Here is a 21,795-nt window from a genome sequence, read left to right as displayed (position 1 = left end):
CCACCCTTCATAATATTAGTCTCTTTATTATTTAAATTATATCATCATTTAAAAAAATATATCCACATTTTCTTAAGTATACGTCAATTTTTATTATTAAAATAAAATCATAAACCCACGATTAAAACATCGTGGGCTTGTCATTAAAAGGCTATTATTAAACCTCCATCATTTGCGTAAACTGTGCTTATTCCACCAGTATCTACAATAATAATGTCTTTAAAGTTATATCTTTTCATAACTTCTTCTTTAAATTTTTCTGCTTTCTCCAAACAATTACAATGAGCTATTCCTAAAATCTTTTCTTCTAACTTTTCACCTTTTTCACCTATCAACTCAATTAACCTTTTAAATGCTTTTTTCGAACCTCTCGCCTTATCTATCATTTCAATTTTACCTTCTTTATTTCCACCTAAAATCGGTTTTATATTTAAAGCTGTTGCTATTCTGCCTTTAAGTTTACTCATTCTACCTGACTTTATAAGATTTTCTAGAGATTCTAAAATAAACATAGTCTTCATCTCATTAATATATTCATTTACCTTTTCAACAATTTCTAAGTTCTTGTAATTTTTCTTAGCAAGCTCTAATATCTTTAGGCTTATCAATGTTTCTGCAACCGAAGCACTCAGCGAATCAAAAACGTGTATAAATTTATCTTGAAACTGTTCTTTATACATTTCTTTAGCCATCAATGCATTATTATAAGTACTACTCAATGAAGATGACAATGTAACTACAAAAATACTTTCAGCTTCCTTAAATCGTTTTATAAATTCCATAGGTGAAGGGCTTGCTGTTTTAGGAACATTAACGCTATTTTTCATTTGATTCAATAAATCTTTTATATCTAATTGTTCATCATCTTTATAATGTTTATCATCAATTTGTATCGATAAAGGAACAATATCAATTTCCCTCTCTTTTTTTAACTTATCGTTCAAATCACAACCACTATCGGCAATAACTTTAATACTCATCAAATTCCCCTTTCAATTTATATACTTATATCTATATTATACTATTTAGTATAATGTTACAATTCAGATTTTAAAATATCTTTTAAAAATATTATTTGCTTTCCTTTATTTATTATTTATAATTTACCCTACCTAATTTCGTTTAAACTTTAATATATTCTTGGATTTTTATAATATAATTAATATGAATAATTGCTTTAAAATAAAAGGGGGGAATGCAAAATGAATAGCATAAAAATATTTACTGATAGTACTTGTGATCTTTCGGGTAAAATTCTTGAAAAACACGATATTTCTGTAGTACCTCTTTATGTAAGCTTTGGTAACGAAGTATATAAGGACGGAGTAGATATAAATACAAAAGAATTATATAACTTAGTTGATAAATATGGAATATTACCTAAAACATCAGCACCTTCACCAACTGATTTTTATGAAGCTTTTAAACCATACATCGATGAAGGAAAAGATATTGTATATATTGGATTATCTTCTAGGATATCTTCAACTTTACAAAATGCAAAAATTGCTGCTAGTAAATTTCCAAATAACAGAATTGAAATAGTAGATTCTTTAAATCTTTCAACAGGCATTGGCCTGTTAGTCCTAAAAGCTGTTGATTATGCAAAAGAAGGTTTAGGAATAAAACAAATCGGTGATAAATTAAGAAGTAAAGTACCTTTAGTAAAAACATCTTTTGTTATTGATACACTTGATTACTTATACAAAGGTGGAAGATGTTCTGCTCTACAAAGTTTTGTAGGAAGTATGCTAAAAATTAAACCAATAGTAAAAGTAGTAGATGGTACAATGATATTAGGGCAAAAAGCTAGAGGTAAAAGAAGAAAAATAATTAATAAAATGCTAGAAAATACAATTAGAGAAAGTGAAAATATAGATTTAGACCGTATTGTAGTAACTCATTCTATGGGATATGAAGATGCTCTTTATTTAAGAAATGAACTTGAAAACAATTTAAATGTTAAAGAAGTTATTATCACAGATGCAGGTTGTGTAATTTCAAGTCACTGTGGTCCTAATACTGTAGGTATATTATATATAAATAAGGAGTAGAACTTTCTACTCCTTTTATTATACAGTAAATTATATTAATTATCTTTAACAAGCCGCACTTCAGTTCTTTCAGTTAAAGAAAGTAAATACATTAAAGTTGTAGCTCCTAATGATAATGCAAATAATATCGGCCAAACCATTCTTACACTATTAGCTTCTATATATTTACCCATAATTACAGGGCCTACAGCATATCCAAACCCAGATATAATTGGCAGCACTGCATTAAATCTACCTCTATGTGAAATTGGTGTGTGATTTGCTATGTAGACACTTGAGTTTGTAACAATAAGTATTTCACCTATTGTCCAAATAACTGTAGATAATATAACCTGATAAAAACTATTAATGTAATATAACATTCCAAAGCCTATAGCATAAAAAATTCCAGCTACAGCTATATTAGTTGTTGATTTATTATCTCTCATAATTACAGTTATAAAAACAGTTAAAATTATTACAGAAAGAGCATTTGTTGTCATAACCCATCCAAATACTTTCGGTCCGTTAGCAGCAAATATTTCTCTTACTTGAAGAGGTATACTAAACGAATGCTGCGAATACACAAATGAATAAATAGTTGATACTGCTGAAAATGCTAATAAAGCTGGTCTTTTTAGTAAAACTAAAATTAAATTTCCTTCTTCAGCTTTTTCATCATCTTTCTTATTGAATGAATCTTTTACTTCATCCTCAGAAGGAATAGTCTCTTCAACATAAATCAAAACTAAAATCAAAGAAATAAATGTAGTTATAGCATCACCTAAGAAAATCCATTCTATATAATTATTATATAGAAATCCAGCTATCAATGGTCCAACAGCTATTCCTAAATTTGTACCAAGATATAGTAAAGAAAAAGCTTCTTGTCTATTATTTGGATTAGTTAAATCTGTAACCATTGCTCCACTCGAAGGATTTGCAGCTCCACTAAAAAAACTAGATAAAATTAAAAGCCATGGTATCATCATAGAATTTCCTAAAAAAGCACATGGAATTAATGTTAAAGCTGCCAAACTTTGAAAAAAAAGCAAAATTTTCTTTCTACCAAAATGATCTGCTAATTTCCCTCCTATTAATGAACCAGGTACAAAAGCTGTTGAAGCTAATAAAATATATTGTCCTGCTGTATGTTCTCCAAGCCCTAGATTTTCAACAAAAAAATAAGTTAAAAAAGGATAAACAAAAGCCCCCATACTGTTTATTATTCGAGCTAAAAATATTATATATATACTTCTCGGTAATCCTCGATAATTATTAAACCTTTTAAACACCCCCATAGTATCCCTCACTTTTCAATAAATTTCCTTACATTATATAACAACTATATACTCTTTTCAATCTTATAATAACTATATTTCATTAAATATTCTTAATATTTTGCCAATTTTACAAATATTTAAAAGGACTCTTATCGAGTCCTTATCCTATAGATATTTTTTGAAAGCTAAATTATTTTTACTATTATATCCAAGTCTTTCATAAAATTTGTGCGACCCTACTCTTTTTATATTAGATACAAACATTATAAAATAGCAATTATGTCTTTTTGCAATATTTTCGATATGTTCAAATAGTTTCTTTCCAAACCCCTTTTGACGAAATTCTTTTTTGATTATCACATTTTCAACAACCATAAATGGTCTGCATTTGCCTGTAAGGTCATTACAAATAACAGCCATAGCACTTCCAATCAATTTATTGTAGTATTTTACACCTAGCAAAAAATAATTAGGATTATTTTTAATATTAGAAAAAACTTCATACATCTTATCCATATCACTTTTCTTACTTGTTAACTCTTCATAGAGAAGCGATAAGTCTTCTAATTCAGATTCTCTAATTTTACCAATACTCACCATAATATCATCCCCCAACACTACCTATATTTAGAATATGTACTAAATACATGTTTTGGTGAGTATTAAATAAGTATAAAGTATTGACTTTACAAGAAAATAAAAATTTGACTTTCGCTTTTTAATAAAATTTAGCCACTTTATTTATAGGTATTGGGCATTTATCTTTCAATATATCAAAATATTCTTCTTCTATTGAAACAATAGCACAAGTAGCAGGCCCTGCTGATTTATACAAATCTACTTTTATATCGCTAAATATGCATAAATCTAAATCATTTGTTCTGGCCATTTCCTTCAGCTCAAATAAAATACCTTTAGACCCAACAGGAAGTATTTCTTGTATAAAAGAATATTTCTTTAATTCTAAAAGAATTTTCAATGAAAAAATCTCTTTACCATTATCAGCAATAACTTCTTGCCCTAATTTAGGTAAACCAACTACTAAAGCAATAGCTCCTTTTTTTGTCATAGGCATAGTCCAATTATTAGTATTTATAATGCCAATGACAGTTATACCCATACCAGTTTGGCAAACTGGAAAATTTTCTTCTGTACTCCCTGTAATTATAATATCTTTACTAGCTGATAAAGGTTCAATAGCCTTTTTGATTCCTTCTATTATTTTATTCCCTGTATCATTCATTTCTACAGTTAATGTATTAACTATAGTTAAGGGTTCTGCACCAACAGATAAAATTTCATATAAAGCAACATTTGTAGTAAAATATCCTAAAATATCAGGAGAAACTTTTACAATATCATTCTCCTTACTTCCTATAGCTCCGCTTGAATCACAAGCTATAACTAATAATTGTTCTTCATTAATTTCTATAAAGGTTAAATCTCTAAATTTTCTTACTTTCATTTTGTACCCTCAACTTATTCCTATTTATTGCTTTAAAAGCTAAATAAGCTAATACAATATTTGCAACTGATGCTAATGTAAGAGGTATAATTACAGCATAAAATAACTTTAAGCCATTAAAAGGTAATCCAAGTAATACTGAAGCAAATGCTGCAACAAGTGCCCCAATAGGACCATTTAAAATAATTGCTAGTATTATAGCTATTGCATAATTAAATTTTCTATAAAATACTCCAAACAAATAACCGAATAATGCCATTTCTAAAGCTATTATAATATGCATTGGAAGTGTTAAAGGAAACCCACTAGTAACGGCTGTAAGTATATGTCCTAATCCTGCTACTAAAGCCCCATAGCTTGGCCCTAAAAACAGTGCGGCAAAAAATCCAGGCATTGAGTCAAATGCTATACTTCCCTGTATTTTAATCAATGCCCCTACTGCTGAAAGTGCAATAAGTATCCCACAATATACTATTTTTATAGTTTTATTATTTTGCTTAGCTGATTTAGTTGTATTCATTTTTTCACCTCCACAATCTAAATATAATATTTCCTCTACATATATGCTAAATCAACCTCGTTAATATGCCAAAATCATTTTCATACAATATCTCAACTAAACACCCAGGCAGTATCTTAAAATGCCACATTTTATCAATGTTTAGGTTTAAAAGATAAGTAATCACAATTCTGATTACTCCTGCATGAGTAACCAAAAGAAAAGTTCCAGTTTTGTCTTTTAATCCATCTATAAACTGAGTAACTCTATTATACATATCTGTTAAACTCTCACCATTAGGTATCCTGTATTTGATATTATCGTTTATCCACCTCTCCCATTCTAGATGATGAGTTTCTGATATTTCTATATAAGATTTCCCTTCAAAAATACCGAAATTCATTTCCTTTAACTTTTCACTAACATAAATTTTTTTACCTATGTGCTTTGATATAATCTCAGCTGTAACTAAAGCTCTAGATAGCGGACTAGAATATAAAATATCAATATTTGCTTTACTTAAAATATCCAATATACTGTTAATTTGCTGTTTTCCTTTCTCTGTTAGTGGAAAATCAGTCCAACCACTATATATCCTCTCTACATTCGCCTGTGTTTCTCCATGTCTTATCAAGATTAATCTCAAAATATCAATCCCCTTAATAAGTAGAATAATAATAGTGAAAAAGTCTGAGATAACTCAATAACTGCTCCTATAGTATCTCCTGTCATTCCACCAATTTTCTTTTTAAAATACATACCAAGTAATAAGGCATATAAAAATATAAGTATTTCACTAAAAGCTAGCGTATAATCAAAAAACATAATCGTTATTATAATTGTAATAAGTATAACGAATATAGCATTTTTGAAATTCGAATATTCAACAAAAGCCTTCCCCATTCCCTTATCTTTTCTAGCATAAGTATTAATAGCACACGAAAGTACTCCACAGCTTCTACCTAAAACAGGTATAATTAATAGTACTTTGAAATCTACAAAATAGCTCAATACTATATTAAGTAATATAATAAAAATAATGCCTATAACACCAAAAGTACCTATTCTGCTATCTTTCATTATGTCTAGTATTTTTTCTTTATTGCGATTGCTAAAAATACCATCAAAAGAATCAGCTAAACCGTCAAGATGTAATCCACCAGTGATCCAAATATAAAATATCCAAACAAATAAAACTGTTACAGCTCTATCTGTAAAATAATTAATTTGACTTACAGCCCATAATAATATACCAATTATCAAACCAACTATTGGTAAATATCTAATACCTTTAATAAAATCTTTTTCGGTAAATTGAAGCCTAACTTTAATCGGTAATCTAGTTAAAAATGTTATCATCAACAGAAAACTCTTCATAACAACCTCACTTAATTTTAATAGGTATTCCTGAAACTGTTAAATAAACGTCTTGTGCTTGTTTTGCTAAATACTGATTTACTCTACCAGCTATATCTCTAAATATGTTTCCTAATCTAAAAGTTGGTACAACTCCCATGCCAACTTCATTTGTAACTATAATTAATCTTTTATTAAACTTTTCAATTGTAAATAACATTTTTTCAATTTCATCAATAATATTTTTTTCAACCTTTTCAACATCAGACATTGAACATCTATCAAAATCTAGTCCACTTTCTAATAACAGATTTGTTATCATAAGTGTTATACAATCAAGTAATATAATATCTGCTTTAATAAAATCTTTATTATTTATAAGCTCATCAAAACTTTTATATTTTTCAATAGTTGCCCATTCTTTAGGTCTAGAATTTTTGTGCTTTTCTATTCTATCAATCATACCTTCATCAAAAGGTATTGCAGTAGCTATATAAACTACATTTTTACCTAATTCTTTAGCTAATCTTTCTGCTAATGTACTTTTGCCACTTCTTGCACCACCAGTTATTAATATAAAATTTTTCAATCTTCCACCTTCTTTTGTTAAGACTCTAATGACTAAAAACTTAATGGAACTATATATGGTACTTTATATTCATTAAGTTTTATTAACTTTACTTCAATACCATAAACATCTTGAATATTTTCTTTCGTCAATACGCTCTCTGGCAAACCAAATGCTTTTATTTTGCCTTTATTCATAAGTAAAATATAGTCACTATACCTGGCAGCCAAGTTTATATCATGTAATGTTGTAATTATAGTTATTTTTTCTTCTCTGTTAAGCTTTTTGCATAAATTTAATATATTTATCTGGTGCTTTATATCTAACTGTGAAATTGGTTCATCTAATAAAAGTATTTTTGGTTCCTGTGCCAATGCTCTGGCAATTATAACTCTTTGTCTTTCTCCTCCACTTATTTCATGAATACTTTTTTCTTTCAAAGTCCATGTTTCAGTATTTTTCATAGCCCTTTTTACAATGTTTATATCTCTTTCAGATTCAGGTCTAAATCTTTTTTGATATGGATACCTGCCCATCATAACAATATCATAAACTGTAAATTCAAAATTCACACTACTATCCTGATGTACAGCAGCCATTGTTTTTGCTAATTCTTTAAAAGCTATTTTATTCAAGTCTTTATCATCAACTAGTATTTTCCCATCTAATGGATTCAATAATTTGCACATATTTTTTAATAAAGTTGTTTTGCCTGAACCATTAGGGCCTAATATACTAATAAATTTCCCTTCTTCGATAATTAAACTAATATCCTCTAATACATCCTCATAACCATAGCTAAAATATATGTTTTTAAGTTCTACTGCATTAGGCATAAAGATACTCCCTTATATAAATTTATTACGCTTAGATTTTCTAAGAAGATAAAGAAAAAAAGGTCCACCAAATATAGAAGTAATAATTCCAACTGGTATCTCAATTCCATTTAAAGCAGTTCTGGCTAGAGTATCGCAAATTAATAAAAAAATTGCTCCTCCTACAACTGAAATTGGTATAAGTATTCTGTGATCTGAACCAAATATAAGTCTAAATAAATGAGGTACAATCAACCCGACAAAGCCAATAATTCCGCTTACCGAAACTGCACAAGCCGCTAAAAAAGATGATAATAATAAAATTACCTTCTTTACTAATTCGACATTCACTCCTAAATTTTTGGCACTTTCTTCTCCTATCACTACTGCATTCATTTCTTTAGTCATTGAGAATAAAACTACTACTCCCAAAAATATAGGAATAATAACAATAATTATCTGCTTCCAATTAGCTCCATTAAAACTCCCCATAGTCCAAGTCACTATTTTAGCTAGTTCATTATGATTAAGCACCATCATTATTGAAATTATAGATGACAATAGTGAACTTATTACAATTCCTGCTAATAAAATAGAAGTAGTAGATATTTTACTTCCAACCTTCGCCAAATTATAAACTATCAAAGTAGTTAATAATGCTCCTGTAAAAGCAAATAAAGATGTTAGTCCAAAACCTAAAATTGTATTATTTAGTCCAAAAATTATACCAAAAGTGGCACCAAAGGCTGCCCCCGAAGAAGCACCCATAACATAAGGGTCAGCCATTGGATTTCTAAAAATAGCCTGATAACATGTACCTACAATTGAAAGCACTGCTCCAACTAAACTAGCCAGTATTATTCTAGGTAATCTAATATTAATAACTATAAAAATATTCGATTTCTTTATATTACTAATATCAACCTTTTTACTTAAAAAACTTATTTTACTTAAAATAATTTTGACAACATCTTTTGCAGGTATTTTTACTGTTCCCAAAGTCGTTGCTATTATAGAAATAAATATAAATATTAATAATAGTGTAAATATATAAATTTTATAATATTTCTTTTGCTTTAAGTACATCATCTAAACCACCAAACTAAAAGTCTAAGTCTTTAATCTTTTCTTTATGGAAAGTTTCTATCAATATTTTAAGCCCTTCATTAATAGCTCTTGGAGCTGCTCTGACAAATATATCTTCATTTACTATCTTATATTTTTTATTCTTAATTGCTGATAATGCTTGATAATTTTCACCATTAACCATTGTATCGATATTAAATTGTCCACCTATGATAATATCTGGATCATGGTCTATAAGTTTTTCAAGACTATACTTCCAACCTGTCACATCATCAGCAACATTCTTGCCACCTGCTAGTGAAATAAGCTCTGATATAAAAGTATCTTTACCTGCTGTATACTCTCCCCATTGTCCTGTACCTACTACATAATATACTCTAGGCTTATTACTTTCTTTTAAATCTTTTAACTCATATTTAACCCTATCAACTTTTGCCCTTAAACTTGATACTAGTGCTCTTGCTTCATAATTTTTATTAACTATAGCACCTAATTTAAGCATATAGTCATATACACCTTCCATATCCTTAGCTGTTGATTTAGCTACAACTTTTATACCAGCTTCATTAAGTTTAGCTATAACCTCATCTTTGAAATGAGTTTCGCCAATAACCAAATCAGGATTTATATCTAATATTAATTCTAAATTCGGTTCAAACATAGTACCAATGCTTGGAATATTATTAACCTCTTCAGGATAATTACAATATTGAGTTCTGCCCTTAATTCTGTCTCCAACACCTAAAGCAAATAGTTTTTCTGTTACTCCTGGAGCCATAGACACTATAGTTTTGGCCTCTTTTTCAACAACATATGTATTGTCACCATCTACGATTGTAATAGGAAATGTTAACTCCTTAAGTTTTTCAGCTCTAACCTTCTTAGCCTCAGCATCCCAACCTATCTTATAATTTAAAGTCTCAAGTATAAATCTTAACGGTAAGTATATATCCTTCCCTTTTTTATATGGCCTAGCATCTAATGTTAAACTCAAATCATTAACCTTAACTTGATTACTTCCTAGAGTAAACTCAAAAACTACATCATCGTTCTTAACAACTATTACATTTCCTTCTTCAATTGTAGTTAATCCAAAGTCTCTTAAGCTTTCTGATGAAACGTAGGATCTGGCATTAATAATTTCAATATTAAGATTTTTATCCAAGCCATCAACACTTACCTTTACATCTGCAGCTAATGCCAAGCTTGATAATACTAAAACTAGAACAAGTGATAAAACTGTAATTCTTAAAAAATTTTTCATGATACCCCTCCTTATAATTTGAAAAATCGAACAAAATCTTTGATTTAAGTAGATTAAAGAAGATTTTGTTGAAATCCATAAACGGAAATTATATTTAAAATTATCCACAATTTAATAATGTATATAATTTCCTTATGGATTATAAAAAACCTTATCCAAAAGGATAAGGTTTAACTTAAGCAATATTAAAATAAATAATCTCAAGTTAAAGCCTATATCCCCGTAGACTTTAAACTTAAATATATAAGCGAAGTATCCTGACTTAGATTCATCACCTATTAACGCCTTCCCAAGAATTAACTCAGTGGCAAATGCTAATAGGCTCCTCATCACAGTGGCGGGACCGTATGGGATTTTCACCCATTTCCTTCTACTTATATATTGTATTTTATTGTAAAATCTCTTTTATAGCATTAATTAGCTTCACATTATCTTTATGACTTTTAATAGCAACCCTAAAATAAGTATTGTCTAACCCAGCAAAATCATCACAAACTCTAATATAGATATTATATTTCATTAATTTTTCTCTCATCTCATATGCATTGCCTTTTTTAACTCTACATAAAATAAAATTGGTCTGACTATTAAAAAAATCAATATCTTTGATTTTTTTTAACTCTTTATACAAATAACTTTTTTCAGCCTGCAGCCATTTTTTAGACTCTTTATAAAATATTTCATCATCTAAAACTGTTGTGACTATCGATAAAGCCAAACTATTTATTGTCCAAGGCTCTTTGTATTTATTTAATTTCTTAATAATATCACTATTAGCTATACCGTATCCAAGCCTTAATCCTGGAATAGCATAAAATTTCGTCATTGACCTTATAATAAATATAGGAAATTCTTTAAAAAGATTTACATATGATTCTTCATCAGTAAAATCAATAAAAGACTCGTCAATTAATAAATATGCCCCAATTTCTTTAATATAACTAATAGCAGGTAGTAAGTTTTTATATCTAATAAAATGACCAGTTGGATTATTAGGATTGCATAATATAAGTAAATTAGGCTTTGCTTTTTTTAAATACTCTAACAAAGCATTTGTTTCTAAATTAAAATCATTAGAATATGTTAGTTCATAATTGCAAATAATACTTCCTGTTAAATTAAATGCTCTTAAATACTCATTAAAAGTTGGCTGTATAATAACTACTTTATTAGGACAAAAAGCTCTTGCAAATAGATATATTAATTCAATTGCTCCATTACCTATTATGACTTGAGAAGTTTCAACATTTAATCTATCGGCTAATACTTTCTTTACGCTTTCTCCATCTATTTCTGGATATCTATTTATTGTATTTATGCTTTCAATGAGCTTTTCTTTTACTTTTTCAGTTATACCTAGGGGATTTATGTTAACACTAAAATCTAAAACTTTTTCCTGATTTTCTCCATAATAGCCTCCGTGCTTATTCATATAATGCTCCTTTCATTCAGCAAATCATAATCATAGTAAAGCCATAGTAATAATGACTATTAGTAAAATCTCTGCCCCATACATAATTTTTATTGCATCTTTTATATTGATAATATTTAACTCTCTATTTTTATCCCCTATAGTAGGTTTGTACACTTTCTTTCCAAAATATATATTTGTTCCACCTAATTGAATATTTAATAGCCCAGCAACCACAGCTTCAGAATACCCACTATTAGGACTTTTATGATTCCTTTTGTCACGTTTTAAAATCATATAGCCATTTTTAAAATCGTACCCAAGTAAAAGCCCACAAATGAGCATAAGTAAGCTTCCTATTCTAGCAGGTATGTAATTCACTATATCATCTAATTTTGCAGAAGCATAACCTATTTCTCTATATGGTTCGTGCATATAACCTACCATTGAATCTAGTGTATTAACAGTTTTGTAAAAATAAGCCATTTCTATTGGTATACCTAGTGCTAGTCCAACTCCTACAAACATCAATGGTGCAATTACTCCATCTATTGTATTCTCAGCAATAGTTTCAACTGTTGCTCTAATTATCTCCTTCTCTTGAAGTTGACTTGTTTCTCTTCCAACTAAATAAGAAAGCAGTTTCCTAGCTTTGTTAATATTCTTTTCTTTTAATGCATAATAGACTTTCATTGTTTCTTTCTCAAGACACCTAGCTGCTATGGAAGCATATATTAAATAAACTGTAAGTATAAAACCTAATTCAAAATGTATAATATATGCAAATTTTATTAAAAAATAAATTATAACCAAAACTGTTATTAAAGTTGCAAAAGTTAAAATAAATCCACCTTTTCTTTTAGATAATATATTACTTTTTCTAATGAGCTTTTCATATTTTGCTATTAATTTACCTATATACTTAATAGGATGTGGCCAATTATGCGGATCACCGATAATGCAATCTAAAATAACTGCTATTATTAAAATATATATTTTCATTATTTCAACCCCATAATTTTCTTTATACCATCTAAGTCAATATGTTTTCTAACTATTTCAGCTAATTTAGTATATTCTTTTTCTTTAATCCCCTTATAACTCATATTGCAATAAGATATTTCTATACCTTTCTTTTGTTTCAGCCAATTAACAAGTTTTTCTCTAAAATTATCATTTTCAAATATCCCATGTAAATAAGTTCCAAATACCCTGCCATCTGCACTTATTGCCCCGTCATATCTTCCTTCATCCAATTTGATAAATGGCTTTGAATCTCCAATAAGTTCTGTTTCACCCATATGAATTTCATAACCTTCTATTTTAGAATCAATATTTTGCTCTAAAAAACAATTATCTGTAATTATTTTTCCAATAACCTGTTTTGTACACTTAGTTTTTTTCATAGTAGTCCTTATTTCTAATAAAGATAGTCCATTTATTCTTTTTAATGTTGACTCTACTGAATAAAGGTCAACAATTTCTAAACCAAGCATTTGATACCCACCACATATGCCCATAATTGGTATGCCATCTTTATGTTTTTTATAAATTTCTCTATCAAAGCCTTTTTTAAATATGTACTTCATATCGGCTATAGTATTTTTGCTGCCCGGCAATATAATCATATCAATATCATCAAAGTCCTTCTTTTGTACTATATATCTAATATTTACATCTTTTTCAAAATCAAACGGCGTAAAATCGCTAAAATTAGAAATATGAGGAGTTTTAATCACTCCAATATTAATACCACCTGTATTTTTCTGCTTAAATCTTGAAGTTTCACTATCTTCGTCATCTATATATAACTCCATATAAGGTATAACCCCTAAACACGGCTTGCCAATCTTTCCTTCTAACATTTTGATACCTGGCTCAAGTATTTTTATATCTCCTCTAAATTTATTTATAATAAACCCCTTAATTCTATCTCTCTCACTTTTTTCTAAAAGCATAATTGTTCCATAAATTGAAGCAAATACTCCACCTTTGTCAATATCCCCAACTAAAATAACTGGCGCATCAACCATTTCTGCTAATCCCATATTTACAATGTCATTTTCTTTTAAATTGATTTCAGCTGGACTCCCAGCACCTTCTATAACTACTATTTCAAATAACTTATCAAGCTTATAAAAAGACTTTTTAATTATTTCCATCAATTTATGCTTTTCTCTGTAATAATCTTCTGCTTTCATGTTTTTATAAACCTTACCTCTAACTATAATCTGGCTACCCACTTGACTAGTTGGTTTTAGTAAAATAGGATTCATATCAACAATAGGCTCAATCTTTGCTGCTTCTGCTTGTACAACTTGAGCTCTACCCATTTCTAAACCATCTTTTGTTACAAAAGAATTTAATGACATATTCTGTGATTTGAAAGGTGCAACCGAATAACCGTCTTCTTTAAAAATTCTACAAAACGCTGCTGTAATAATACTTTTACCCACAGAAGAACCTGTCCCTTGCAGCATAATTTTTTTAGCCAATCAATCAACTCCTTACATATATAGTCAAATAAGGGAAATTGTAGTTGTGGGAAGAAATAAAAAAAACACATAGAGGTTAACTATGCGTCTATGAAAAGAACTACATACTTCCCTCCGAAGTACAAGTCTACGGCTTTCAAGGCAGGTCTCCTGGCTCGTAGTTCATCTTACTCTCTTCCCCTTCCCGGTTACCCAGTGGTTAATGGAAGATTTCATCCCTACTCACAGTAGCGGGGGCTGCAGAGGATTTTCACCTCTTTCCCTTTTAAGTTCCGTAAAGGAACACCCTGAAATCTATGGAATTGTATCAGCCAATTACATTATATTTAAATTAGATTTTTTTGTCAATTAATTTTTCTTTCTATTGACACTTCATTTTTTACATTTCAATAACTTTTTCACTTAATACATTCATCAAAATTTAATTTAATCATAAATTTATATTAAAAGATTTTTTATCTATCCAATCGATAATATCAAATTTACCCCTAATTTCCTGTATTCTAATTTAATAAATAACAAATGGCGAATAGCCAACAACGATATTAATGAAGAGGTGTGGTTATGAAGATAATAAGATTTGGCACAACTGGAACTGAAATAATGAAGATACAAGCAGTTTTAAAAAAAACTGGCTATTACTCTGGACCTATAGATGGTATTTTCAACATTAATACTAAATTATCAATAAAAAATTTCCAAAAAAACAGAAATCTCCCTATCACAGGAGAAATTGATAAAGCTACTTACTACCAAATTAAAAGATTAATTTTAGGTTATGATTACTATATTATACAAAAAGGAGATACACTATTTGATATTGCTGAAAAATATGATACAACTGTTGATAAAATCATTACAACTAATCCAAACTTAATACCTTATAACTTAAATATTGGTGAAAAAATAGTAGTTCCTTATAATATTGATATTGTTGATACTAATATAAATTACACCTATGATATTTTAACAGATGATATAAAAGGCCTTTTAGTTAGGTATCCTTTCTTACAATCAGGTAGTATTGGTAAAAGTGTACTTGGTAGAAAGCTTTATTATTTAAAATTAGGTAAAGGTAGTAATGAAGTGTTTTATAATGGTGCTCACCACTCATTAGAATGGATAACCACTCCACTACTAATGAAATTTATTGAGAATTTTTGTAAAGCATATATCCAAAATAAATCTATTAAAGGTTATAATATTCGAGAAATATTTGAAAAAAGCAGTATTTATATAGTTCCTATGGTAAATCCTGATGGAATAGATTTAGTACTGAATGGATTAGATAATAATAATCCTTATTACGATGATTTAATTAGATGGAATAATGGAAGTATGGATTTTTCTAAAACATGGCAAGCTAATATACACGGTGTAGACTTAAATCATAATTATAATGCTTCGTGGGAAGAGTCCAAAAAAGCTGAACCTTTATATGGAATCTATGGTCCTGGTCCTACAAGATACTCTGGTCCTTATCCAGAGTCCGAACCAGAATCCAAATCAGTTGCAGATTTTACTAGAAAACATGATTTCAGGCTCGTTTTAGCATATCACAGTCAAGGAGAAATAATCTACTGGAACTATAAGAATCTAGCCACAGATGAAGCATTAAAAATAGGAAAAAAACTGTCTCAAGTAAGTGGCTATTCATTAGCCGAAGCTTATGGTATTGCCAGCTATGCAGGATATAAAGATTGGTTTATAAAAGAATATCGGAGACCAGGATATACAATAGAAGTCGGAAAAGGAAAAAATCCACTTCCTATATCTCAATTTAATAAAATATACGCCGATAATGAAGAACTGCTGCTATTAGCAGCGATAATATAGGTACTTGGTACTTGGTACTAGGTACTGGAATAAAAGAATAGAGGGCAGGGAACAGGGAACAGTAGACAGGATAAAAATTTAAAATTGAAACTGTTAACTGTTCCCTGGTAACTGGCAACTATATTATAGCTTTCTAATTTTATTTAAAATAATTTTCTGTTCAACATGTGCAACTAATCTTCTTGTATAATCAACTACATCTGGATTGACACTTATACTGTCAATTCCTTCCTTAACTAGAAATTCAGCAAATTCAGGATATAGTGAAGGAGCTTGACCGCATATAGACACAGTCTTACCATATTTATGCGCTGCTTCTATTAATGTCTTTATTGCCTTCTTAACTGCTGGATTTCTTTCATCAAAATATCCCATACTATTCAAAATTCCTGAATCTCTATCTGCACCTAATATAAGTTGTGTCAAATCGTTGCTCCCTATACTAAATCCATCAACAAGTTTAGCAAATTCTTCAGCTTCAAATATTACAGAAGGAACTTCTGCCATTATCCAAATTTTAAAGTTATTTGTTCTTTCTAAACCTTCTGAAGCCATTATTTCCATTACTTTCTGTAATTCCCATGTTGTTCTTACAAAAGGAAGCATAGCCCATACATTTATTAATCCATATTCTTCTCTAACTTTTCTTAATGCCTTACATTCTAATCTAAAACCTTTCTCATATTCAGAGGATATATATCTTGAAACTCCTCTCCAACCAATCATAGGGTTGTTTTCAATTGGTTCTACTTCTTCTCCACCCTTCAAACCACGGAATTCATTAGTTCTAAAATCACTTAGCCTTACTACTATTGGTTTTGGATATACTTCTTGAGCTACTAAAGTTATTCCCTCTGCCATTTTCTCGATGAAATAATCTTCCATCCCATTTTTTAATAAATACATAGGATGAGCTCCTACTAAATTTGAAAAGATAAATTCCGTCCTCATAAGCCCAATTCCATCAAAAGGTAAGTTTTTATACTTACTTATGATTGATGGTTCCCCCAAGTTCATATATATTTTAGTACCTGTAATAGGTGCTAATTTATATAGTATTTCTTCACTTAAACTAATACCTTCCGTTTTTTTGTTTTTATTCTCATCATCGGTGCCCAATACTTTACCTTCATAAACAACTCCTCTTGTTGCATCTACAGTAACTATCATACCTTCTTCTAGTACTTCTGTTGCTTTTTTTGCACCAACAATACATGGAATTCCTAATTCTCTTGATACAATAGCAGCATGGCAAGTTCTTCCACCTTCATCTGTAACAACAGCGGCAGCTTTCCTCATTGCTGGTACCATATCTGGGTTAGTCATTACAGTAACTAATATATCTCCTTCTCTAACTCTAGAAATCTCATTAATATCTTTTATCTTTATAACTTTTCCACTACTTATACCTGGTGATGCAGATAAACCTTTAACTAAAACATTCAGATTGGTCTTGACTTCAGTCGTATCTTTACTATCTTTTAAAGTTGTAATTGGTCTAGCTTGTAATATATATAATTCTTTAGTATCATTATCAAAAGCCCATTCTATATCTTGTGGTGAATTATATAACTTTTCAATCATAATTCCTTTTTCACTTAATAATTTTATCTCATCATCACTTAAGCATTGCGAAATAGCTTTATCATAACCTAAAAAATCTTTGACGCCAATCTCTACTGTACCAACTCCATTGTCTTTTCTAACTATCATAACGTTTTTCTCTGCAATATTCTTATCTTTAATCTGTAATGTATTTTTATCAATAATATATTCATCTGGTGTAACTATTCCAGAAACTACAGCCTCACCAAGCCCCCAGCTTGCATTTATCATTATTTCATTAATATCATTAGTTACAGGATTTGCAGTAAATAAAACTCCGGATTTTATACTATTTACCATTTTTTGCACAACTACACTTAATGCAACTTCAAAATGATCAAATCCTTGTTTTTCTCTATAATAAATAGCACGTGCAGTCCAAAGTGAAGACCAGCATTTTTTAATGTGAGTTAATATTTCTTCTATTCCTTTTATTTCTAAATAAGTGTCCTGTTGGCCTGCAAATGAAGCTTCAGGCAAATCTTCAGCAGTAGCGGAACTCCGAATAGCAACATGCAAATCTTTTATCTTAAGCTTATCAATAATCTCATTGTATGCATCTACTATTTCAGTTTTAATATTTTCAGGTATACCATATCTTTCAATATATTCTCTTATTTTAGAACTTCTTTCATATAATTCAGAAGAATTTTCTATATCTAAGTCATTTATTAAATCTTTTATTTTTTGTTTAAGACTATAATACTCAATAAAATGATTATATGCATCTGAAATTATGCAAAAACCTGGTGGAACATTAATTCCGTTTCTAGTTAATTCTCCAAGGTTTGCTCCTTTACCGCCAACTATAGATAAATCCTTTTTACCCACTTCTCTAAACCATTTTATATATTTGTATGCTTTCATTAAAAGCACCTCCTTAATAATAACTCTATATATATTATATCACATTTCATTATATGTGTTATACTTTTTTAAAACGTTTTTAATTTTGTATGTATTAAAAAAAGGAGCATTTTGCCCCCTATTTTTGCAAATTTATCTGATATAAATCTTTCCTCAAATGTTTCAGTATAGGTAATTGTTTTCTAATCTTTTCTACTCTTTTTAAATCTATTTCCTTAATTAAAATTCCTTCTTTTTCATCTAATTTACCTACTATACCTCCCCAAGGGTCAGTTACAATTGAATTCCCATACGATACATACGATGCACTTTCATTTCTAGCTGGTGCTACAGCTATCATATAAACCTGATTATCTAATGCTCGCATTCTAAACAACAATTCCCAATGAGCAGGTCCAGTTGTCATATTAAATGCAGCTGGCACAATTATAACTTTGACACCTTTTAGAGCCATCAATCTAAACAATTCAGGAAATCTAATATCATAGCAAATTGCCACACCTATTTTCCCATATTCCGTATCTACAATAGTTAAACTATCCCCTCTGCTCAATACATCTGATTCTCTAAAACTAATTCCGCCTTCAACATCTACATCAAATAGATGTATTTTTCTATGTTTGCCGATAATGTTACCTTTTTTATCAAAAACAAAGCTCGTATTATATATATTACCTTTATCGTCTTTTTCTGGTATAGAACCTCCTATTAAGTAAATACCTCTTTTTTTAGAAACCTCTGATAACATTTTGATAGTTTCCCCATCTGGATATTTTTCTGCATATTTAGGAAAATAACTATTATTATAAGGGCAGTTAAACATCTCAGGTAATACAACGAGTTCAGCTCCCATGTCAACTGCTCTATTTATCATTTCTTTTGCTTTTTTTATATTCTGTTTCTTATCTTCACTAACTAATAATTGACATAACCCTATTTTAAATCTGTCCAATTTACTCACTCCCCATTCTATTACTTAAACCATATATTTATCTCTCTTATTGCAGCTTCTATACTATCAGATGCATGTACTATATTTTTAGTTACACTATTTGCATAATCTCCTCTAATAGTTCCAGGTAATGCCTTCTTAGGGTCTTTATGCCCATTCATATTTCTTATTATTTCTATTGCATCTTCACCTTCTATAATCATTACCATTACAGGCCCTTCCATCATATAGGCAACTAGTTTTTCAAAAAAATCTTTACCCTTATGCTCTGCATAATGCTGCTCTAAAATCTTTCTATCAGCTCTTATTAGCTTTGCATCTAAGATTTTAAAACCTTTTCTTTCATATCTACTTATTATCTCGCCTATCAGCCCCCTTTTAACACCGTCTGGTTTTATAATAACTAATGTTCGCTCCATAAAAACCCTCCTTCTGTATTAATTATAATTATACCCTATATACAAAAAATCCAACCAATTGAGGTTGGATTGCAAGATTCTATATACCGATCTTATTTGCTAAATATCGTAAACAACAAAGCAATAACTATCATAGCCAATATATATATTAAATTAACATTTTTATACCATTTAGTTTCAGAACTTAAAAATACCTGTTTTACTTGTTTAACTTTATCGTTATCTTTCTGTTCTTTTTGTTTTAATTTAGGATCAATTTCAAATATTTTTTTCTTGAAATAATTTGATAAAGTATTTTTAACAACAATATAATATACAAATGTAGCAAATACAAATAATAATTTGTTTTCACCTATATTAAAAATATCAAAATACTTAAGAGCTAAAAATATTAAAAAATATGCAATAAGCATTATAACAAGCGTAAAATAGTATTGTTTAATAATTTTTCTTTTTTTATCCATATTAACTGCCCTCCCTACTACTTATATACCAGAAACTGAAAGCTCCTTTATCTTTAAAGATGGTGAACCAATAAAACCATTCCCCATAGGTAATGCAAACTTCAAATCATTGCCTACTTCTAATACATTATTTAATAAATCATAAAAATTACCAGCTATTGTTATCTGATTTACAGGTCTATTTATTCTTCCATCTACTATTTCATAACCTGATGATGCAAGTGAAAAATCTCCAGAAACAGTATTTAAGCCCGAATGTAGCCCTTCCACATTGGTTATAAGTATACCCTTTTTAATACTTTTTATCATTTCATCAAGACTTTTATTTCCTTTTTCAATATACATATTTGTTGGTGATATAGAAACAGGTGATTTAAATGAAGATTTAAAGCCATTCCCTGTCGACTGTACTCCATCTTTTTTAGCAGTCTTTGTATTATGCAAGTATGTTGTAAGTACACCTTTATCTATAACCTTTTTATATTTTGTAGCGACTCCTTCACTATCAAAACTGCAAGAAGCGATTCCACCTTGCATAAATGGATCATCCACTATTGTTATAATTTCATTTGCTATCTTTTTATTTAATTTACCTTTAAGTAAAGATAAATCTTTTTGAACATTCTCAGCTGAAAAAATAGGCGAAAAAGCCTCTAAAATATTAGCTGCAACATCATTTCTCAATATTATTGGATAAGCATCAGATTTAATACTCTCTGCACCTAACATTGAATTTGCTTCATCTACAGCTTGCTTAGCTAATGCTTTATAATCAAATTCAGAAAAATCATTTGAAATTACATATTTGCTGCTAGTCTTAACATCATCGTTTTCTTTTACCATTACATTCACATAAGCATAAGCAATATTAGACTTATTCTCTAAATCTAGTCCTTTTGTATTGACAAGCATTGTGTATAAAGACTGCTTACCAAAAATACAATGAGGTACAGATACAACTCTACTATCAAGCTTTAGAGCTTCCTTTTCCAATAACTTTATAAATTCTATTTCATCTTTAGCACTAATATTTTCTAATTCATCATTAAAACTATTAACTTCTCTATAAGTATTTGAACCCACAAATATTTCTTCAATATCCTCACTGTCTATTACCTTCGCATTTTCTATGGCCTCGTTAATCAGCATATCTATAGAAGTTTCGTCTATTTTTTCCGTGTAAGAATATCCCATTTTACCATTATACAAACATCTGAATGAAAGACCTTCTTCTTTTGAAATACTAAACTCATCTATTTCGCCTTTAAATACTCTTAAGTTAAAATTATTACTTCCTTGGATATAAACTTCCATATCTTCTAAACCTACTTTTCTACCTTCTTCAAATATTTTATTTATTAAGACTCTTTTATCCAC

At 29.2% G+C, this 21,795-nt stretch carries 21 protein-coding genes and 2 riboswitches; of the genes, 2 read left to right on the top strand and 19 right to left on the bottom strand.

Going from position 1 to position 21,795, the window contains the following annotated elements; genetic code table 11:
• Positions 1-143: 143 nt before the first annotated feature.
• On the bottom strand, positions 144-980 hold the full coding sequence (locus TR13x_RS04205) for a DegV family protein (RefSeq protein ID WP_054870650.1): 837 nt from the start codon (positions 978-980) through the stop codon (positions 144-146).
• Between the two features lie 222 nt (positions 981-1,202).
• On the opposite strand from TR13x_RS04205, the gene TR13x_RS04200 reads away from it, so the two are divergent.
• Positions 1,203-2,054, top strand: coding sequence for a DegV family protein (locus TR13x_RS04200; protein ID WP_054870649.1), 852 nt, complete (start codon positions 1,203-1,205; stop codon positions 2,052-2,054).
• A gap of 35 nt (positions 2,055-2,089) precedes the next feature.
• On the opposite strand, the gene TR13x_RS04195 is transcribed toward TR13x_RS04200, so the two are convergent.
• The 13 genes from TR13x_RS04195 to TR13x_RS04130 all read right to left on the bottom strand — a co-directional run bounded on the left by TR13x_RS04195 (position 2,090) and on the right by TR13x_RS04130 (position 14,275).
• Positions 2,090-3,334: an MFS transporter gene (locus TR13x_RS04195; RefSeq protein ID WP_054870648.1), complete on the bottom strand. Its 1,245-nt coding sequence runs from the start codon at positions 3,332-3,334 to the stop codon at positions 2,090-2,092.
• Positions 3,335-3,481: 147 nt separating this feature from the next.
• The gene (locus TR13x_RS04190) at positions 3,482-3,916 is read right to left on the bottom strand and encodes a GNAT family N-acetyltransferase (RefSeq protein WP_054870647.1); all 435 of its coding nucleotides are present in this window, start codon (positions 3,914-3,916) and stop codon (positions 3,482-3,484) included.
• Positions 3,917-4,034: 118 nt separating this feature from the next.
• The gene (locus tag TR13x_RS04185; RefSeq protein WP_054870646.1) at positions 4,035-4,781 is read right to left on the bottom strand and encodes an AIR synthase related protein; all 747 of its coding nucleotides are present in this window, start codon (positions 4,779-4,781) and stop codon (positions 4,035-4,037) included.
• Complete coding sequence (locus tag TR13x_RS04180) at positions 4,762-5,301, bottom strand: ECF transporter S component (protein WP_054870645.1); 540 nt, start codon at positions 5,299-5,301, stop codon at positions 4,762-4,764. Before TR13x_RS04180 ends, TR13x_RS04185 begins: the two co-directional genes overlap by 20 nt.
• A 46-nt stretch (positions 5,302-5,347) precedes the next feature.
• The gene (cobC, locus tag TR13x_RS04175) at positions 5,348-5,926 is read right to left on the bottom strand and encodes an alpha-ribazole phosphatase (RefSeq protein ID WP_054870644.1); all 579 of its coding nucleotides are present in this window, start codon (positions 5,924-5,926) and stop codon (positions 5,348-5,350) included.
• Entirely contained in the window at positions 5,923-6,657 is a 735-nt protein-coding gene (cobS, locus tag TR13x_RS04170) for an adenosylcobinamide-GDP ribazoletransferase (RefSeq protein WP_054870643.1), read from the bottom strand. Before cobS ends, cobC begins: the two co-directional genes overlap by 4 nt.
• Before the next feature lie 7 nt (positions 6,658-6,664).
• The gene (cobU, locus tag TR13x_RS04165) at positions 6,665-7,225 is read right to left on the bottom strand and encodes a bifunctional adenosylcobinamide kinase/adenosylcobinamide-phosphate guanylyltransferase (protein WP_054870642.1); all 561 of its coding nucleotides are present in this window, start codon (positions 7,223-7,225) and stop codon (positions 6,665-6,667) included.
• Positions 7,226-7,257: 32 nt separating this feature from the next.
• On the bottom strand, positions 7,258-8,040 hold the full coding sequence (locus tag TR13x_RS04160; RefSeq protein ID WP_054870641.1) for a heme ABC transporter ATP-binding protein: 783 nt from the start codon (positions 8,038-8,040) through the stop codon (positions 7,258-7,260).
• 12 nt (positions 8,041-8,052) lie between these two features.
• Positions 8,053-9,105 carry an iron ABC transporter permease gene (locus tag TR13x_RS04155; protein ID WP_242851714.1) on the bottom strand — a complete coding sequence of 351 codons (1,053 nt, stop codon included), beginning with the start codon at positions 9,103-9,105 and terminating at the stop codon, positions 8,053-8,055.
• A 16-nt stretch (positions 9,106-9,121) separates the two neighbouring features.
• Positions 9,122-10,369, bottom strand: coding sequence for a helical backbone metal receptor (locus tag TR13x_RS04150; RefSeq protein WP_054870639.1), 1,248 nt, complete (start codon positions 10,367-10,369; stop codon positions 9,122-9,124).
• 229 nt (positions 10,370-10,598) lie between these two features.
• A riboswitch (cobalamin riboswitch) is annotated at positions 10,599-10,790 on the bottom strand.
• Complete coding sequence (cobD, locus tag TR13x_RS04140) at positions 10,758-11,801, bottom strand: threonine-phosphate decarboxylase CobD (RefSeq protein ID WP_054870637.1); 1,044 nt, start codon at positions 11,799-11,801, stop codon at positions 10,758-10,760. (Overlaps the previous riboswitch by 33 nt.)
• 30 nt (positions 11,802-11,831) lie before the next feature.
• Positions 11,832-12,782 (bottom strand): adenosylcobinamide-phosphate synthase CbiB, encoded by a 951-nt coding sequence (gene cbiB, locus TR13x_RS04135; protein ID WP_054870636.1) that lies wholly within the window; start codon positions 12,780-12,782, stop codon positions 11,832-11,834.
• Positions 12,782-14,275, bottom strand: coding sequence for a cobyric acid synthase (locus TR13x_RS04130; RefSeq protein WP_054870635.1), 1,494 nt, complete (start codon positions 14,273-14,275; stop codon positions 12,782-12,784). Before TR13x_RS04130 ends, cbiB begins: the two co-directional genes overlap by 1 nt.
• 122 nt (positions 14,276-14,397) lie before the next feature.
• Positions 14,398-14,580: riboswitch (cobalamin riboswitch) on the bottom strand.
• A gap of 259 nt (positions 14,581-14,839) precedes the next feature.
• Here TR13x_RS04130 and TR13x_RS04125 point away from each other — a divergent pair.
• Entirely contained in the window at positions 14,840-16,111 is a 1,272-nt protein-coding gene (locus TR13x_RS04125) for a M14 family metallopeptidase (RefSeq protein ID WP_054870634.1), read from the top strand.
• Positions 16,112-16,234: 123 nt separating this feature from the next.
• On the opposite strand, the gene ppsA is transcribed toward TR13x_RS04125, so the two are convergent.
• The 5 genes from ppsA to TR13x_RS04100 all read right to left on the bottom strand — a co-directional run bounded on the left by ppsA (position 16,235) and on the right by TR13x_RS04100 (position 21,795).
• Positions 16,235-18,583 carry a phosphoenolpyruvate synthase gene (gene ppsA, locus TR13x_RS04120; RefSeq protein WP_054870633.1) on the bottom strand — a complete coding sequence of 783 codons (2,349 nt, stop codon included), beginning with the start codon at positions 18,581-18,583 and terminating at the stop codon, positions 16,235-16,237.
• Between the two features lie 118 nt (positions 18,584-18,701).
• Positions 18,702-19,535 carry a carbon-nitrogen hydrolase family protein gene (locus tag TR13x_RS04115; RefSeq protein ID WP_054870632.1) on the bottom strand — a complete coding sequence of 278 codons (834 nt, stop codon included), beginning with the start codon at positions 19,533-19,535 and terminating at the stop codon, positions 18,702-18,704.
• A 20-nt stretch (positions 19,536-19,555) separates the two neighbouring features.
• Entirely contained in the window at positions 19,556-19,954 is a 399-nt protein-coding gene (gene ndk / locus TR13x_RS04110; protein ID WP_054870631.1) for a nucleoside-diphosphate kinase, read from the bottom strand.
• A 92-nt stretch (positions 19,955-20,046) separates the two neighbouring features.
• Positions 20,047-20,418: a hypothetical protein gene (locus TR13x_RS04105; protein ID WP_054870630.1), complete on the bottom strand. Its 372-nt coding sequence runs from the start codon at positions 20,416-20,418 to the stop codon at positions 20,047-20,049.
• Positions 20,419-20,439: 21 nt separating this feature from the next.
• The gene (locus tag TR13x_RS04100; protein WP_054870629.1) at positions 20,440-21,795 is read right to left on the bottom strand and encodes a TldD/PmbA family protein; all 1,356 of its coding nucleotides are present in this window, start codon (positions 21,793-21,795) and stop codon (positions 20,440-20,442) included.

The organism is Caloranaerobacter sp. TR13, from assembly GCF_001316435.1.
In the GTDB taxonomy this organism is placed as follows: domain Bacteria; phylum Bacillota; class Clostridia; order Tissierellales; family Thermohalobacteraceae; genus Caloranaerobacter.
This window is presented reverse-complemented; position numbering and strand designations above follow the sequence as displayed.

What these genes read in the sequence shown, in the direction of transcription:
- TR13x_RS04125 (WP_054870634.1), top strand. Translation starts at nt 14,840, where the DNA reads ATGAAGATAATAAGATTTGGCACAACTGGAACTGAAATAATGAAGATA.
- cbiB (WP_054870636.1), bottom strand. Translation starts at nt 12,782, where the DNA reads ATGAAAATATATATTTTAATAATAGCAGTTATTTTAGATTGCATTATC.
- TR13x_RS04190 (WP_054870647.1), bottom strand. Translation starts at nt 3,916, where the DNA reads ATGGTGAGTATTGGTAAAATTAGAGAATCTGAATTAGAAGACTTATCG.
- TR13x_RS04160 (WP_054870641.1), bottom strand. Translation starts at nt 8,040, where the DNA reads ATGCCTAATGCAGTAGAACTTAAAAACATATATTTTAGCTATGGTTAT.
- TR13x_RS04195 (WP_054870648.1), bottom strand. Translation starts at nt 3,334, where the DNA reads ATGGGGGTGTTTAAAAGGTTTAATAATTATCGAGGATTACCGAGAAGT.
- TR13x_RS04155 (WP_242851714.1), bottom strand. Translation starts at nt 9,105, where the DNA reads ATGTACTTAAAGCAAAAGAAATATTATAAAATTTATATATTTACACTA.
- TR13x_RS04105 (WP_054870630.1), bottom strand. Translation starts at nt 20,418, where the DNA reads ATGGATAAAAAAAGAAAAATTATTAAACAATACTATTTTACGCTTGTT.
- TR13x_RS04150 (WP_054870639.1), bottom strand. Translation starts at nt 10,369, where the DNA reads ATGAAAAATTTTTTAAGAATTACAGTTTTATCACTTGTTCTAGTTTTA.
- TR13x_RS04180 (WP_054870645.1), bottom strand. Translation starts at nt 5,301, where the DNA reads ATGAATACAACTAAATCAGCTAAGCAAAATAATAAAACTATAAAAATA.
- ndk (WP_054870631.1), bottom strand. Translation starts at nt 19,954, where the DNA reads ATGGAGCGAACATTAGTTATTATAAAACCAGACGGTGTTAAAAGGGGG.
- cobS (WP_054870643.1), bottom strand. Translation starts at nt 6,657, where the DNA reads ATGAAGAGTTTTCTGTTGATGATAACATTTTTAACTAGATTACCGATT.
- TR13x_RS04185 (WP_054870646.1), bottom strand. Translation starts at nt 4,781, where the DNA reads ATGAAAGTAAGAAAATTTAGAGATTTAACCTTTATAGAAATTAATGAA.
- TR13x_RS04200 (WP_054870649.1), top strand. Translation starts at nt 1,203, where the DNA reads ATGAATAGCATAAAAATATTTACTGATAGTACTTGTGATCTTTCGGGT.
- ppsA (WP_054870633.1), bottom strand. Translation starts at nt 18,583, where the DNA reads ATGAAAGCATACAAATATATAAAATGGTTTAGAGAAGTGGGTAAAAAG.
- TR13x_RS04205 (WP_054870650.1), bottom strand. Translation starts at nt 980, where the DNA reads ATGAGTATTAAAGTTATTGCCGATAGTGGTTGTGATTTGAACGATAAG.
- cobD (WP_054870637.1), bottom strand. Translation starts at nt 11,801, where the DNA reads ATGAATAAGCACGGAGGCTATTATGGAGAAAATCAGGAAAAAGTTTTA.